The 15821-nt window shown below is 73.0% G+C and carries 13 protein-coding genes; 5 read left to right on the top strand and 8 right to left on the bottom strand.

Annotated elements, in window-relative coordinates:
• Nucleotides 1-90: 90 nt before the first annotated feature.
• Nucleotides 91-2289: a 3-hydroxyacyl-CoA dehydrogenase NAD-binding domain-containing protein gene (locus tag G3T38_RS07730; protein WP_163771599.1), complete on the bottom strand. Its 2199-nt coding sequence runs from the start codon at nucleotides 2287-2289 to the stop codon at nucleotides 91-93.
• A 29-nt stretch (nucleotides 2290-2318) separates the two neighbouring features.
• A complete protein-coding gene (locus G3T38_RS07725) occupies nucleotides 2319-3530 on the bottom strand; it encodes an acetyl-CoA C-acetyltransferase (RefSeq protein ID WP_163771596.1) in 1212 nt (403 codons plus the stop codon).
• A gap of 196 nt (nucleotides 3531-3726) precedes the next feature.
• Here G3T38_RS07725 and G3T38_RS07720 point away from each other — a divergent pair, with 196 nt between their 5' ends.
• Both G3T38_RS07720 and speD read left to right on the top strand, forming a co-directional pair.
• Entirely contained in the window at nucleotides 3727-4983 is a 1257-nt protein-coding gene (locus tag G3T38_RS07720) for an AI-2E family transporter (protein WP_163771594.1), read from the top strand.
• A gap of 31 nt (nucleotides 4984-5014) precedes the next feature.
• Entirely contained in the window at nucleotides 5015-5413 is a 399-nt protein-coding gene (gene speD, locus G3T38_RS07715) for an S-adenosylmethionine decarboxylase (RefSeq protein ID WP_206675822.1), read from the top strand.
• Nucleotides 5414-5434: 21 nt separating this feature from the next.
• Here the strand turns inward: speD and manA are convergent, their stop codons facing one another.
• From manA to G3T38_RS07700, 3 genes are all read right to left on the bottom strand, one after another.
• The gene (manA, locus tag G3T38_RS07710; RefSeq protein WP_163771592.1) at nucleotides 5435-6625 is read right to left on the bottom strand and encodes a mannose-6-phosphate isomerase, class I; all 1191 of its coding nucleotides are present in this window, start codon (nucleotides 6623-6625) and stop codon (nucleotides 5435-5437) included.
• A gap of 67 nt (nucleotides 6626-6692) precedes the next feature.
• Nucleotides 6693-7844: an acyl-CoA dehydrogenase family protein gene (locus G3T38_RS07705; protein WP_163771590.1), complete on the bottom strand. Its 1152-nt coding sequence runs from the start codon at nucleotides 7842-7844 to the stop codon at nucleotides 6693-6695.
• Nucleotides 7829-8182: an MFS transporter gene (locus tag G3T38_RS07700; RefSeq protein ID WP_163771589.1), complete on the bottom strand. Its 354-nt coding sequence runs from the start codon at nucleotides 8180-8182 to the stop codon at nucleotides 7829-7831. The genes G3T38_RS07705 and G3T38_RS07700 overlap by 16 nt, the downstream gene beginning before the upstream one ends.
• A gap of 487 nt (nucleotides 8183-8669) precedes the next feature.
• Between G3T38_RS07700 and G3T38_RS07695 the strand changes: the two genes are divergently transcribed.
• Nucleotides 8670-9959, top strand: coding sequence for an AAA family ATPase (locus G3T38_RS07695; RefSeq protein WP_163771587.1), 1290 nt, complete (start codon nucleotides 8670-8672; stop codon nucleotides 9957-9959).
• A gap of 52 nt (nucleotides 9960-10011) precedes the next feature.
• On the opposite strand, the gene G3T38_RS07690 is transcribed toward G3T38_RS07695, so the two are convergent.
• The 3 genes from G3T38_RS07690 to G3T38_RS07680 form a co-directional block, all read right to left on the bottom strand.
• A complete protein-coding gene (locus G3T38_RS07690; RefSeq protein WP_241728647.1) occupies nucleotides 10012-11274 on the bottom strand; it encodes an SLC13 family permease in 1263 nt (420 codons plus the stop codon).
• A 111-nt stretch (nucleotides 11275-11385) separates the two neighbouring features.
• Entirely contained in the window at nucleotides 11386-12549 is a 1164-nt protein-coding gene (locus tag G3T38_RS07685) for a CaiB/BaiF CoA transferase family protein (RefSeq protein ID WP_163771584.1), read from the bottom strand.
• Between the two features lie 65 nt (nucleotides 12550-12614).
• A complete protein-coding gene (locus G3T38_RS07680; RefSeq protein ID WP_163771582.1) occupies nucleotides 12615-12929 on the bottom strand; it encodes a DMT family transporter in 315 nt (104 codons plus the stop codon).
• A gap of 186 nt (nucleotides 12930-13115) precedes the next feature.
• On the opposite strand from G3T38_RS07680, the gene G3T38_RS07675 reads away from it, so the two are divergent.
• Complete coding sequence (locus G3T38_RS07675) at nucleotides 13116-13700, top strand: PadR family transcriptional regulator (protein WP_163771580.1); 585 nt, start codon at nucleotides 13116-13118, stop codon at nucleotides 13698-13700.
• Nucleotides 13697-15778 carry an NADPH-dependent 2,4-dienoyl-CoA reductase gene (locus tag G3T38_RS07670; protein ID WP_163771578.1) on the top strand — a complete coding sequence of 694 codons (2082 nt, stop codon included), beginning with the start codon at nucleotides 13697-13699 and terminating at the stop codon, nucleotides 15776-15778. The genes G3T38_RS07675 and G3T38_RS07670 overlap by 4 nt, the downstream gene beginning before the upstream one ends.
• Nucleotides 15779-15821 lie beyond the last annotated feature (43 nt).

The following is a 15821-nucleotide window of genomic DNA, read 5'->3' as shown; positions in this document are numbered from 1 at the left end:
CCCCGGACCTCCCTCACCGGGGGCGGCCCCCCACCGCCCCGCACCCCGCCGCGCGGGGCCCACAACCGGGTGGAGCCGGGGTGGAGCAGGTCAGGCCGGGAAGGACTCCCCGTTGGCGACCAGCTTGCGCAGGTACTCCGTCGGGCGGAACCGCTCGCCGTACGCCTCGGCCAGCTCGTCGGCCCGCGCCACGAAGGCACCGAGGCCGAGCGCGCCGTCACGACCCTCGAAGCCGGTCATGTACTGCGCGGCGCCACCCGTGTACGGCGGGAAGCCGATGCCCATGATCGAGCCGATGTTGGCCGCCGCGGCGGACGTCACGACGCCCTCCTCGATGGTCTTCGCCGTCTCGAGCGCCTCCAGCACGAGCACGCGGTCCTGCACGTCCTCGAACGGGATCTGCTGCTCGGCCACGGGGAAGGCCTCGGCCAGCCCGGACCACAGGCCCTGCCGCTTGCCGGACTCGTCGTACTCGTAGAAGCCCGCGCCCTTGAGACGCGACGGGCGACCGAGCTCGATCATCTTGTCGACCACCGCGAGGCCCGGGTGGGGCTCGTAGTCGAGGCCGTCGCGCTCGGCGGCGTCGGCCGTCGCCTTGGCGATCTTCTTCATGAGCTCCATGTTGAGCTCGTCGGTGAGCTGCAGCGTGCCGACGGGGTAGCCCGCCTGCGTGACCGCGCGCTCGAGGGTCTGCGGGTGCACGCCCTCGGCGAGCAGCTGCAGGCCCTCGTTGACCATGAAGCCGATGACGCGCGAGGTGTAGAAGCCGCGGCTGTCGTTGACGACGATCGGGGTCTTCTTGATCTGCTGGACCAGGTCGTAGGCCTTCGCCAGCGCGGCGTCGGTCGTCTCCTTGCCGCGGATGATCTCGACGAGCGGCATCTTGTCGACCGGCGAGAAGAAGTGCAGGCCGATGAAGTCCGCCGGGCGGTCCACGCCCTCGGCGAGCTCGGTGATGGGCAGCGTCGAGGTGTTGGAGCAGAGCAGCGCGTCGGGGTTGACGTGCTCCGCGATCTCCGCGAACACCTTGGCCTTGAGGGCCGGGTCCTCGAAGACGGCCTCGACGACGACGTCGACACCGGCGAAGTCAGCCGGGTCGGCGGTGGCGTGGATGCGCTCGAGGAACGCCGCCTTGCCCTCCTCGGTCTCACGACCGCGGGAGACCGCCTTGTCGAGCAGCTTCTCCGAGTAGGCCTTGCCGCGCTCCGCCGCCTCGACGGAGACGTCCTTCAGCACGACCTGCGCACCGGACTTCGCGAAGACGTAGGCGATGCCCGCGCCCATCATGCCGGCGCCGAGGACGCCGACCTTCTGGCCCGCGAACTTGTCGTGGCCGTCGGGTCGCAGCGAGCCCGCGTTGATCGCCTGCAGGTCGAAGAAGAACGCCTGGATCATGTTCTTGCTCTGCTGGCCGACGATGAGGCCGGTCAGGTAGCGCGACTCGATGCGCGAGGCGGTGTCGAAGTCCACCTGCGCACCCTCGACCGCGGCCGACAGGATCGCACGCGGCGCCTCGTAGGGCGCGCCCTTGATCTGCTGGCGGAGCAGCGCCGGGAAGGCCGGCAGGAACTGCGCCAGCTTCGGGGTGGACGGAGTGCCGCCGGGCATCTTGTAGCCCGGGCGGTCCCACGGCTGCTGCGCCGCCGACGCGTCGTCGGCGACGGAGGCGATCCACGCGCGGGCCGCGGGGAGGAGCTGGTCCAGGTCGTCGACCAGCTCGTCGACCAGGCCCTTCTCCTTCGCCTGCGCCGGCTTCATCCGCGGGCCCTGCAGCAGGATGTCCATGAGCGCGGCCTGCAGGCCGAACATCCGCACGGTGCGGGTGACGCCGCCGCCGCCGGGGAGCAGGCCGAGGGAGACCTCGGGCAGGCCGATCTGCACCTTCGGGCTGTTCCACGCGACGCGGTGGTTGGCCGCGAGCGCGATCTCGAGGCCGCCGCCGAGGGCCGCGCCGTTGACCGCGGCGACGACGGGCGCCGGGTAGAGCTCCAGCTTGCGGAGCGGGGCCTTGACGTCCTCGACCATCGCGAAGATCTCGGCCGAGTCCTCCGGGCGGGCCTGGACCATGCCCTTGAGGTCGCCACCGGCGAAGAAGGTCTTCTTGCCGCTGGCGAGGATGACGCCCTTCACGGAGCCCTCGGGCTCGGCGTACAGCTGCTCCACCGCGGCCGTCATCGACGTGCGGTAGAGGTCGTTCATCGTGTTGGCGCTCTGGTTCGGGTCGTCGAGGGTAAGGGTGACGATCCCGTCGGCGTCCTTCTCGTAACGGACGGCGCTCTGCTCGGTCATCTGCTGTTCTCTCCTGGTCGTTCCGGCGCTCAGACGAGCTCGACGATGGTGGCGATGCCCATGCCGCCGCCGACGCAGAGCGTGGCGAGGCCGCGCTTCAGCTCGCGGCGCTCGAGCTCGTCGATGAGCGTGCCGAGGATCATGGCGCCGGTGGCGCCGAGCGGGTGGCCCATGGCGATGGCGCCGCCGTTGACGTTGGTGATGTCGTGGCTGATGCCCATGTCGCGCATGAAGCGCATCGCGACGGCGGCGAACGCCTCGTTGATCTCGAACAGGTCGATGTCGTCGACCGTCAGGTTCGCCTTGGCCAGCGCCTTGCGGGCGGCCGGGGCGGGGCCGGTGAGCATGATGACCGGGTCGGCGCCGGACACGGCCGCCGAGACGATGCGGGCGCGCGGCGTGAGGCCGGCGCGCTTGCCCGCCTCCTCCGAGCCGATCGCGACGAGCGCGGCACCGTCGACGATGCCCGAGCTGTTGCCGGCGTGGTGGACGTGGTCGATCTTCTCGAGCCAGTGGTACTTCTCGAGCGCCACGTCGTCGAAGCCCGCGCCCTTGCCGATGTCGGCGAAGGAGGGCTTGAGGGTCGACAGGCTCTCGACCGTCGTGCCGGGGCGGATGAACTCGTCGTGGTCGAGCACGACGAGGCCGTTGGCGTCGACCACCGGGATGACGGAGCCCTTGAAGTAGCCCGCCTCGCGCGCCTTGGCGGCGCGGGCGTTCGACTCCGCGGCGTACGCGTCGACGTCCTCGCGGCTCCAGCCCTCGATCGTGGCGATGAGGTCGGCACCGATGCCCTGCGGCACGAAGCTGGTCTGCAGCGCCGTGGCCGGGTCCATCGCCCAGGCACCGCCGTCGGAGGCCATGGGCACGCGGCTCATCGACTCCACGCCGCCGGCGAGGATCAGGTCCTCGAACCCGCCGCGGATCCGCGACGCGGCCTGGTTGACGGCCTCGAGCCCGGAGGCGCAGAAGCGGTTGAGCTGCACGCCGGCGACCGTGTCGGGCAGGCCCGCCTTGAGGGCGGCGGTCTTCGCGATGTCGGCGCCCTGGTCGCCGACCGGGCTCACGACGCCGAGCACGACGTCGTCGACGACCGCGGGGTCGAGGTCGGGGTTGCGCTTGCGGGTCTCGTCGATCAGGCCGACGACGAGGTCGATGGGCTTCACCTCGTGGAGGGAGCCGGTCTTCTTGCCCTTGCCACGCGGCGTACGAACGTGGTCGTACACGAATGCTTCTGCCATGTCGGTCCTTGCCTGCCTCGATGGTTGCAGTGGATCGGCGTCCGGGCAGACCCGTGCCGATCGGTGTCCGTCGCCGATTGTGACACCATTACTGTCAACGTGGAAGGACCGGGTCGCCTTTGGTGACCCGTGAGTAACAACACGGCCGTACGGCGCACCCCCGCGCCCCTCAGCACCGACGCCCTAGGGTTGGCGTGTGACGACGTCCTCCGCCAGCGAGAACCCGGACCAGCGAACCCGACCCCAGCCCGACCGGGCGGACGTGATCGACCGCGGTCTCGGCAAGCTCAACGTGTGGGGCATCCGGCTGATCGTCGGGGCGGTGTCGCTCTACATCCTGGGCTGGATCGTCGGGCACACCTGGGTCGTCTGGTTCCCCGTCGCGCTCGCCCTCGTGCTCGCGACGCTCCTCGCTCCCCCGACCACGTGGCTGCGGCGGCACGGCGTGCCGTCGACCCTCGCCGCGGCCGGCGTCATGATCGGCTTCCTCGGCAGCCTGTTCCTCGTCGGCTACATCCTGGCGCCGCAGGTCGCGGGCCAGTCCAACGACATCGCCGACAGCGCCGTGCGCGGCGTCGGCGAGGTGCGCGACTGGCTGCAGGACGGCCCGCTGCAGATCAGCGACGGCCAGATCACCCAGGCCTTCGAGACCGTGCAGGACTGGCTGACGGACCAGTCGTCCAACATCAGCGCCGGCGTGCTCACCGGCATCTCGGCGATCACGAACGTGCTCATCAACCTCGTGCTGATGCTCATCCTGACGTTCCTCTTCATCAAGGACGGCCACCGCTTCCTGCCGTGGGTCTCCGCGATCGGCGGCCGCCGCGTCGGGGGCCACTTCGTCGAGGTCATCAGCCGGGCGTGGAACACCCTGGGCGGCTTCATCCGCACCCAGGCGCTCGTGTCGTTCATCGACGCGCTCTTCATCGGGCTCGGCCTCGTGATCATCGGCGTCCCGCTCGCCATCCCCCTGGCGATCCTGACGTTCTTCGCCGGCTTCATCCCGATCGTCGGTGCCGTCACCGCCGGCGCGCTCGCCTGCCTCGTCACCCTCGTGACCAACGGACCCGGCGATGCACTCGTCGTGCTCATCATCATCATCGCCGTGCAGCAGCTCGAGGGGAACGTGCTCTCCCCCTGGCTGCAGGGCAAGACGATGAAGCTCCACGCCGGCATCGTGCTCATGTCCGTCACCGCCGGCTCGACCATCTTCGGCATCACGGGCGCGTTCCTCGCGGTGCCCGTCGCGGCGACGGTGGTCGAGGTGCTGCGCTACCTCAACGAGAGCATCGACGAGGCGGTGGCGGCGGACGCGCCGTACCAGGACGCCCACGGTGCCCGCGGGCCCGACGGCCCGGCCGGCGCCCACCCGTCGCTGCCCGAGGACGTGCCGCACACCGAGGACGGCCGCACCCCGGCCGAGCTGCGCGGCGAGCCCGATCCGAACGCGTGAGACGGGGCGCGGCGGGGAAGGGTGCCCCGCCGTGACCCTGGATGCCCCGCTCGTCCCCGCGACCGCGCCCTCCGGTGACGAGATGTGCTCCTACGCGCTCGACGTCTGGACCGACCACCCGACGGTGCTGACGGATGCCGCGACCATGGCGACCGTGCTCCGCGAGGCGGCCGCGGCCGGCGGGGCCGTCGTGCTCGGCGAGGCCGCGCACGTCTTCCCCAACGGCGCGGTGACGATGTCGCTCGTGCTCTCGCAGTCGCACCTCGCCGTGCACACGTGGCCCGAGCACGACCTGGCGAACGTCGACCTGCTCACCTGCGGCGTGCTCGAGGGCGAGGCCATCGTGGCCGCCGTGGCGCGGGGGCTCCACGCGCGGCGTACGCGGGTGACGCGGACGATGCGCCCCGTCACCCCGGGGCGACCGGACTGACCGACCGCTCCCGCCGGAGCGTCAGACGACGTCGACGAGCCGCGAGTGCACGGCGCGGCGGGCGGGCTCGAAGGCCTGCGCGACCTCGCCGAGCCCGACGACGACGCAGTCGCGGTCGTCGGGCCCGAGGAAGACCGACTCCCCGCGGCCCAGCCGCACCTGCTCGCCGGCGCCGTTGCGCACCTCGACCTCGCCGCCGGTGCAGATGAGCAGCGACTGCTTGGCGTTGACGACGGCGACGCCCTCGGGGTCGGCGTGCGACACCTGGGTGACGGCCAGCGCGAACTCGACGTCGGCCGGGCTGAAGACCTCCGTCTCGGCGAGCGCGAACTCCGGGTTCACGCGCGCGATCCGAGCCATGCCGGTGGTGCCGAGGCAGGTCACGAGGCCGGTCGGGTCGACGTGCTTCCTGGTCAGCCCGGCGCGCAGCACGTTGTCGGACGAGGCCATGACCTCGAGGCAGAGACCCTTGAGGTGGGCGTGGATGATGCCGGCGCCCAGGTAGGCCGCCTCGCCCGGCTGGAGCGTCATCCGGTTGAGCATGAGGGAGATGACGACGCCGACGTCGTCGGGGTAGTACTCGGCGATCTCGACCGCCGTCGAGTAGGCGCGCTTGATGTCCATGCCCATCTTGCCGAGCGCACGGCAGGCGCCGACCACCTCGCCGATCTGGGCGGGGCTGACCTCCGAGCTCAGGAGCCACTCGACCCGGCGCACGATGCCCGCGAAGCCGGGGTCGGCGCGCAGGTCCTCCGCCAGCTTCTGGGTCAGCGGCGTCTCCAGCGGGGCGAGCACCCGCAGGATCTCCACCGTCGGGCGGAAACCGATGAGGCTGTCGAAGGTGGTCAACGCGTAGACCATCTCCGGCTTGTGGTTGTCGTCCTTGTAGACCCGGTTCGGTGCGTCGAGCGGGATGCCCGCGCGCTCCTCCTCGGCGTACCCGTCCTCGGCCTGCGACTTGCTGGGGTGCACCTGCAGCGACAGCGGCTGGTCGGCGGCGAGCACCTTGAGCATGAACGGCAGGTCGCCGGTCAGGTCGGACAGCGGCTTGGCGTTGCCGCTCGCGTCGACCGCGGTCGACGGCTGGAGGGCGTGGGTGCCGATCCACACCTCGGCGACCGGCGTGCCGTCGGGGCGCTCGCCCAGGAAGCGTGGGATGGCCTCGGGCGACCCCCACGAGTAGTTCTGCACGCCGTTGCGGAGTCGGTACATGCGGGCCAGCCTAAGCAGCCGGGCGCGTCTGCGCGGCGTACCGGTGGGTCGCGGGGAGCCGCGTGGGTCACACGAAGGCGGACACCCCGGTCTCCGCGCGGCCGATGAGCAGCTTCTGGATCTGGCTGGTGCCCTCGTAGAGGGTCATCACGCGGGCGTCGCGCAGGTACTTCGCGACCGGGTAGTCGTCGACGTAGCCGTAGCCCCCGAACGCCTGGACCGCGTTGTTCGCGGCGCGCACCGCCGCCTCCGAGGCGAACAGCTTCGCCTTCGACGCGGCGAGCGAGAACGGCTCGCCCCGCATCGCGAGGTCGGCGGCCCGCCAGACCAGCAGCCGCGCGGCATCGGCGTCGACCGACATGTCGGCGATGAGGTCCTGCACGAGCTGGTGGGCCGCGATCGGCTTGCCGAACTGGTCGCGCTGGGTCGTGTACTCGACCGTCGCCGCCAGGCAGCCCGCGATGATCCCCGTGCAGCTCGCCGCGATGCCCACGCGGCCGGTGTCGAGCGTCGACATCGCGATCCGGAAGCCCTGGCCCTCCTCGCCGAGGAGCGCGTCCGCGGGCACCCGCACGCCGCTGAACGACAGGGCCGCGGTGGCCTGGCCGCGGAGCCCGAGCTTGCCCGTGACCTCCCGACGCTCGAAGCCGGGCGTGTCCGTCGGGACGATGAAGGCCGAGACCCCCTTCGGGCCCGGCCCGCCGGTGCGTGCGAAGACGAGGCAGGCGTCGGCCCACGTGCCGTTGGTGATGAAGATCTTCTCGCCGTCGATCACCCAGTCCTCGCCGTCGCGCACCGCCTTCGTGCGGAGGTTCGCGGCGTCGGAGCCGTGGCCGGGCTCGGTGAGGCCGAAGCACCCGAGCAGCTCGCCGGCGACGATCCCGGGGAGCCAGCGCTGCTTCTGCGCGTCGGTGCCGTGGGCCAGGATCGGCCCGGCGAAGAGGCCCGCGGACACGGACACGATCCCGCGGATGGCCGAGTCGGCGCGGCCGAGCTCCTCCATCGCCAGGCAGTAGGTGAGGAGGTCGAGGCCGAGGCCGCCGTACTCCTCCGGGATCTTCACGCCGAAGAACCCCTGCTCGCCGAGCTTGGGCACGATGGCGAGGTCGACGGACTCGGCGTGGTCCCACGCCGTGCGGTGCGGCACGACCTCCCGGTCACAGAACTCGCGGGCGGCGGCCCGGAAGGCCTCCTGGTCGGGCGTCAGGGTGAGGTCCACGTCACAGGTGTACCAGGGCGGCGGCCGTCCCGGGGGACCGACGCCACGCACGCGAGCGCCGCGACCGCGCCCGCCAGCACGAACGCCGCGCCCGAACCGACGCGCGCGGTGACATCCCCCGCCGTCGCGGACCCCAGGGCCTGACCGAGCACGAGGAGCACGAAGAAGCCGGCCGTCACCGCGGCGGGCGCCTGCGGGCGCAGCTCCGCCGCCCAGGCGATGAGCGCCGAGGTCGCCGCGACGAACCCCCAGCCGAAGAGCACGCACGCGAGCACGGCGAGCGCCGGGACGCGGCCCGCCCCGCCCACCAGCACGAGGGCGACGGCGACGGTCGCCACCGTCAGCGCCCAACCGACCCGTGGGGAGCGGGTGGCGAGGCGACGGGCGGTCAGGACCGTCGCCGAGGGCAGGGACCAGGAGCTGGTACGTCGCGGCGCGACCCGCGGCGTACCCGTGCGCCTCCCGGGTCGCCGGCCCGGAGGAGCCGCCCCGCGCGAGGAGCAGGACGAGGACGCCGCAGAGCAGGGTCGCGACGGCGCCGGCGGCGAACCCCGCGCGCCAGTCGGGCAGGAGCACGACGCACGCCGATCCCACGCCCCCGCTGGCCGCCGCGCTGGAGCGTGACACCGACGAGCTGCGCACCCGGCTGCGGGCACTGGCCGTGCCCGTCGTCGGCGAGGGCGGTCGTGGCCTCAGCGCGGCGGAAGACAGGGCGCTGAGGCCACGCCTCAGTGCGGGGCGCCCTCACCACCCACCGTGCGTGCCCTTGACAGAAAGACGTAGAAAAAGACTGTTTTCTACGTCTTTCTGCAGGAGGATGAGCGCATGGACAGCAACGTCTACCGACCCGGCGCGGGCAAGATCCCGCCGTTGCTCGTCGGTCGTGACCGGCTCGTGCGGGACTGGACCCTGCAGCTGCACGCGGTCGCGGGAGGCGGGGGTCGTGCAGCTGCCGAGGACCTGCTCCTCACCGGCCCACGTGGGGTCGGCAAGACCTGCACGCTCACCGTGCTGGCAGACCAGGCTCGCAGCCTCGGCTACGAGGTCGTCAATCTCCAAGCAGTACGCGACGAGCCGACGATGGTCGCGTCGCTGATCCGGCAGGCCGACGCCGCCATCGCGGCGGACAAGGGACCGTGGAAGCGCGCGAAGCAGGCGCTCGAGCGATTCGCTGGCCTGCAGCTGGGAGCCGGGGGCTTCTCGGCCGGCGTGAGCCTCCACCCGCCGGCGGGCGGGTCGACCGGAGCCGCGCGCGATCCCGAGTCCCTCGCGGGCGCCCTGGCGGCCCTCTCCGGGGCCGTGCGGGACGAGACGGGCGGTCGCCAGACGGCCGGGACCAGGGGTGGGGTCATGCTGACCATCGACGAGATCCAGGTCGGCGACGCCCGCGAGGTCGCCCTCATCGCCGCCGTCCTCCAGCGCCTCAACGTCGACCACCCCGACGCGGCCGTCGTCTTCGCAGGCACGGGACTGCCCCACACCATGGCCCGGCTGACCGAGGCCGGCGTCACTCACCCCGATCGTCTCTTCGTGGAGACCCGGATCCCGCTGCAGCTCGAGGAGCCCGACGCCCGCCTCGCGCTCCTCGAGCCTGCCCGTGTTGCTGGGGGCGGGTGGGAGCCTGCCGCCGTCGACGCCGTGCTCGAGGCCTCCAACCGCTATCCGGCACACCTGCAGTACTTCGCGCAGGCCGTGTGGCGCCACGCGCCCGGCCCCGTCGTCGACGTCGCCTCCGCCGCAGCCGCGATCCCTCCGGCCGCTGAGACCCTGACCATGCGCTCCCTCGAGCCGCGCTGGGACGCGCTCTCCGAGCGGGAGGCAGAGCTCGTCACAGCGATCGCCGCGAACGGTGGCCGCGCCACGGCCCAAGAGCTCGCCGTCATCCTCGGCCGGGATCAGCGCTCCTGGTCACGCGTTCGACAGAACCTCATCGAGAGCGGAGACATCTATGCCCCCCGCCGGGGGGTCCTCGAGATCACGATGCCGGCACTCGCTCGCTACGCACTGCACGAGTACCCCGACCTCCAGAGCCGGTCCGGTGAGCGCCTCGCCTCCCTGGACGACATGCACCAGCGCAGCTCGGGAACCCTCCCGCCACCGATGGCAGGCGGCTGACGCTCTGGTCCACCGCCCGCGACATCGCCACGACGCGGACCGGGGGCCGGGCTCAGGTCCCGACGAGCGCCGCCGTACCGGCCATCACGGCGGTCGCGACCACCACGAGCACCGGCGTGACGAGCAGGCCGACCGCGTGGAAGCGCCGGCCCACGTCCGCCGGGTGCTCGAGCGCGGGGTTGCGGAGCCAGAGGAGGTTGGCCAGGGAGCCGGCGTACGTCGCGCTCGCCCCTACCCCGACCCCGATCAGCACCGCGAGCACGGCCTCGGGCCCGACGGGTGCCGCCAGCGGCACGAGCAGGAGCGTGGCCGGGAGGTTGTTGAGCAGGTTGGCGGCCAGCATCGCCACGAGCGCCACCACCACGAGACTGCCGACCCCGGTGCCGCCGGGGAGCAGCCGCTCGAGGAGGTCGGCACCCCCGCGGTCGGCCAGCGCCGTCACGGCGACCGCCCAGCAGAGCACGAAGACGGCGAACGGCACCTGCCCGGCGGCCAGGAGCCGCGTCGGCGCGAGCCGCAGCCCGGGGCGGCGGGTGAGCGCCGCGCGCACCCCAAGCACCACGGCCGCGACCAGCGCCGGCCACACGGGCTCCAGGTGGAGCTGGCCGCCGACCACGATGACCACCAGCGTCACGCCGAGCACGACGAGGGTCGGCCGGTCGGGCCGCGGGACCGTCACCGGGGCCTCCGTCGCTACGGGCGTGACGTCGGCGGGGCGCTGCGCGCGGCGTACGACGACGTGCTCGGCCGCGACGACCACGAGCCACGCCGGCGCCATGAGCAGCGTGAAGTGGAGGAACGTCAGCCCCGACGCGTCGAACGCGACGAGGTTGGTGAGGTTGGAGACCGGCAGCAGGATCGACGCCGTGTTGGCCAGCCGCACGGACGCGAGGTCGAGCGGCCACGGATCGCGACCGAGACCCCGGGCCGCGAGCACGAGCACGGGCGCCAGCAGCACGACCGTCGCGTCGAGGGTGAGCAACGCCGTGACCACCGCCGCCGCGAGCACGGCGAGGAGCACGAGCCGCCGCCCGGGGTCGGCCGCGCGGCGCGCTCCGGCCGCGACGACGCCGCCGAGCCACGCGAAGACGCCGCCCCGCTCGACGAGGGTGGCGAGCACGAGGATCGCCACGAGGTAGCCCACCACGGGCAGCAGGTCGAGCACCGCCCGCTCGGCGTGGCCGGGGCTCACCGCCCCGACCCCCAGCACCAGGCCGGCCGCGAGCACGCCGACGCCGAGCTGACGGACGCCGTCGAGCACGAGCGCCGCCACCAGGCAGGCCGCGGCGGCGACCACGGCGGCGGCGAGGAGCATCACCGGGCAAGCGTGCCAGGGCTGAGCCGACGCCGCGGTCCGGGCCCGGTCCCAGGCCCGGTCCCAGGCCCGGTCCCAGGCCCGGTCCCAGGCCCGGTCCCAGGCCCGGTCTCAGGCCTGGACGAACGCCCCCGACGCGATCAGTCCGTCGACGTCCGCCACGCCCCAGGCCTCGAGCGCCTCGCGGGTGTAGCTGCCCGCCCGGTGCGGGCTCAGCGTCAGCGTCGGCTCCGTGCGCGAGAAGCGGGGCGCCGGCGCCGGCTGCACGACGCCGTCGCGCTCGACGAAGATCTCGCGGGCGGCGACGTGCGGGTGCTCCGGCGCCTCGCTCATGCGGAGGATCGGGGCGACGCACGCGTCGGTGCCGTCGAACACCTCGGTCCACTCGGCGCGGGTGCGCGACCGGATGGTGTCGGCGATGAGGGTGCGGAGCTCGTCGTACCGCCCGAGCTCGGCCTGCCCGGGCGCCTGCTCCTTGATGCCGAGGCGGGTCACGAGCTCGTCGAAGAACTGCGGCTCGAGGGCCCCGACCGCGAGGTGCTCGCCGTCGGCGGTCTCGTAGATGTCGTAGTAGGGGATCCCACCGTCGAGCAGGTTGGCCGCGCGCTCCTCCGTGAAGCCGCCGCCGGCCAGCATGGCCGAGGCCATGGCGTTGAGGTGGGCGGTGCCGTCCACGATCGCCGCGTCGACCACCTGCCCCTTGCCGCTGATGCCGCGCTCGACGAGGGCCGCGAGGATGCCGATGACGAGGTAGGTCGAGCCGCCGCCGAAGTCGCCGACGAGGTTGCTGGGGAAGTGCGGGCGCGCCTTGTCCTGGCCGAGCCCGTGGAGGGCGCCCGTGATGGCGATGTAGTCCATGTCGTGCCCGGCCGTGTGGGCGAGCGGGCCCGTCTGGCCCCAGCCCGTCATGCGGCCGTAGACCAGCCGCGGGTTGCGCGCGAGGCAGTCGTCGGGGCCGAGCCCGAGCCGCTCGGTCACGCCGGGACGCAGGCCCTCGACGAGCACGTCCGCCTCCGCGACGAGGTCGAGCACCGTGTCGCGGGCGACGGGGTCCTTGAGGTTGGCGGCCACGCTCGGGCGGCCGCGGGTGAGCAGGTCGTGGCGCGGGTCGGCGACCACCGACAGCGCGCCCCCGCCCGGACGGTCGATGCGGATCACGTCCGCGCCGAGGTCCGCGAGGATCATGCACGCGTGCGGGCCCGGCCCGATCCCCGCGAGCTCGACGACCTTCAGGCCGGCGAGCGGCCCCGTTCCCTGTCCCAGCGTGAGCGCCATGCACGGATCATGACAGATCCACTGTCACAGTGGCGAGGGCATCCTCGGGGGACGCGCCGCGGGGCTCAGTGGGCGAGCTTGAGGCCGATGACGCAGGCGACGATGCCGAGCAGCAGGAGCGCCCGCACGGCGGAGAAGGCCTCGGCGCCGGTGGCCATGGCGTACGACGCGGTGAGCGCCGCGCCGATCCCGACCCACACCGCGTAGGACGTGCCGACGGGCAGCGTCCGCATCGCCCAGGCGAGCCCGATCATGCTGGCGACCACGGAGACGCCGAACACGGCGGTGGGCACCAGACGGGTCAGGCCCTCCGAGCGCGAGAGGGCGGTCGCCCACACCGCTTCGAGGCACCCCGACAGGACGAGCACGATCCAAGCCATGGCGTCATCGTGGCGGACCCGTGTTGCGCGGAGGTGACGCCCGCGCGCGACCGGTCAGCGGGGCACGGTGCCTCCGGCGGTCGTGGTGCCAGACCGCCGGAAAGTGACGGGCTCGCACCACGACCCGGGGGAGGAGGGTCGTGCAACTAGTTGCAGTGCAACGAGTTGCATGGCACCCTCTCCGCCATGGCCCTCGAACACGTGCTCCTCGTGGCGCTGCGCGAGCGCGGCGGCTCCGGCCTCGAGCTCACCCAGCGCTTCGAGCGCACCCTCGGCAACTTCTGGCAGGCCAGCCACCAGCAGATCTACCGGACGCTCGGCCGCATGGCCGACGACGGCTGGGTCGACGTCGAGACGGTCGCCCAGACCGGCCGGCCCGACAAGAAGGTGTACGCCGTGTCCCCCGTCGGCGAGAAGGTGCTCGCCGACTGGCTGGCGACGCCGTCCGACCCCGAGCCGTTGCGCACCGAGGTGGCGGTGAAGATGCGGGGCGCGTCGTACGGCGACCGCGCAGCGGTGCTCGCCCACCTCGCCGTGCGGCGGGAGGAGCACCGGGCGCGGCTCCGGGCCTACGAGGAGATGGCGGCCACGCAGTTCCCCGACCCCGGCGCCCTCGCCGGGTCGACCCTCGACCGCTGGCTCGTGCTGCGCGGCGGGCTGCTCATGGAGCAGTTCTGGATCGCCTGGCTCGACGAGTACCTGACGGCGCACGGAGCGCCGAGCACCCACCCCGCGACCGACCACCCCACCGACCCCGAGGAGTCCCGATGACCGCGCCCACGGCGTACCCCACCTTCCTCAGCCCGCTCACCATCCCCACGGCGCACGGGCGGGGCAGCGTCACCCTGCGCAACCGCAGCGTCATGGGCTCCATGCACACCGGCCTCGAGGACGGGTTCTGGAACATCGGCAAGCTGGCGGCCTACTTCGCCGAGCGCGCCGCCGGTGGCGTGGGGCTGATCGTGACGGGCGGCTACGCGCCCAACAAGCGGGGCTGGCTCAAGCCGCTGGGCTCGGAGATGACGAACCGGCTGCAGGCCGCGCGCCACGTGCAGGTGACCGACGCGGTGCACGAGCACGACGCGAAGATCGTGCTGCAGCTGGTGCACGCGGGGCGCTACGGCTACCACCCGCTCAACGTCGGCGCGTCGCGCCGGAAGAGCCCCATCACGCCGTTCCGACCGACCGCGCTCAGCACGGGGGCCGTCGACCGCACGGCGACCGACTTCGCGCGGGCGGCCCGGCTGGCGCAGCGGGCGGGCTACGACGGGGTCGAGATCATGGGCTCGGAGGGCTACCTCATCAACCAGTTCCTCGCCGCGCGCACCAACGACCGCACGGACCGCTGGGGCGGGTCGGCGACCAAGCGGATGCGGTTCGCGATCGAGGTCGTGCGCCGCACGCGGGAGCTCGTCGGCGACGACTTCCTCCTCGACTACCGCATCTCGCTGCTCGACCTCGTCGAGGACGGACAGACGTGGGAGGAGACCGTCGAGCTCGCGCAGGCGCTCGTCGAGGCCGGCGTCGACGTCTTCAACACGGGCATCGGCTGGCACGAGGCCCGCGTGCCGACGATCATCACGCAGGTGCCGCGCGCCGCGTGGCGCGACTCGACGGCCCGCCTGCGGGCGGCGCTGCGCGAGGCCGGGATCGCGACGCCGGTGTGCGCGTCCAACCGCATCAACTCCCCCGGCGTGGCCGAGGACATCCTCGCCGCCGGCGAGGCCGACCTCGTGTCGCTGGCCCGGCCGTTCCTCGCCGACGCCGAGCTCGTCGCCAAGGCCGCCGCGGGACGGGCCGACGAGATCAACACCTGCATCGCCTGCAACCAGGCGTGCCTCGACCACATCTTCAGCAACCAGAAGTCGTCGTGCCTGGTGAACCCGCGGGCGTGCCGGGAGACGACGCTGGTGCTGAGCCCGACGCGGACGCGCCGCACCGTCGCCGTCGTGGGCGCCGGCCCCGCCGGCCTTTCGGCGGCCGTCTCGGCCGCGGAGCGCGGCTTCGCCGTCACCCTCTTCGAGCGCAACCCCCACCTCGGCGGGCAGTTCCAGCTCGCCATGCAGATCCCCGGCAAGGAGGAGTTCGCGGAGACGCTGCGCTACTACACGCGCCGGCTCGAGGTGCTCGGCGTCGACGTCCGCCTCGGCACCACCGCGACCCCCGACGACCTGGCGGGCTTCGACGAGGTCGTCGTCGCCAGCGGCGTCGAGCCCCGGGTGCCGGCCATCCCGGGCATGGACCACCCCAAGGCCGTCTCGTACGCCGACGTGCTCGCCCGCCGCGTCACCTGCGGCCAGCGGGTGGCCGTCGTCGGCGCCGGCGGCATCGGTGTCGACGTCGCCCACTTCCTCACCCACGACCCCGCCGAGACCATCGACGACGTCGAGGCGTGGAAGTCGCACTGGGGCGTCGGCGACCCCGCCCTCGACCGCGGCGGGCTGACCGAGCCCAAGCCGCGCGCCGTGGTGCGGGAGGTCTACCTGCTGCAGCGCAAGACCACGCCGATCGGCGTCGGCCTCGGCAAGACGTCGGGCTGGGCCCACCGGGCCGTGCTCAAGCAGTCGGGCGTCGTGCAGGTCTCGGGCGTCACCTACGACCGCATCGACGACGACGGCCTGTGGGTGACGGTCGACGGGGAGCAGCGGCTCTACGCCGTGGACCACGTCGTCGTGTGCGCCGGGCAGGAGTCCGTGCGGGACGTGTACGACGCGTTGGACGGCTCCGCGGCGTACCCGGCCGGCAGCGGCGCGGTGCACCTCGTCGGCGGCGCGGACGTCGCGGCGGAGCTCGACGCGAAGCGCGCCATCGAGCAGGCCACCCGCGTCGTGGCGGGGCTCGCCGGCTGAGCCCCCCTCCGGGACGTCATGCGGTGCGGTGGCTCCGGCCGCC

The organism is Nocardioides zeae, from assembly GCF_010686755.1.
Classification (GTDB): Bacteria; Actinomycetota; Actinomycetes; order Propionibacteriales; family Nocardioidaceae; genus Nocardioides; species Nocardioides zeae.
This window is presented reverse-complemented; position numbering and strand designations above follow the sequence as displayed.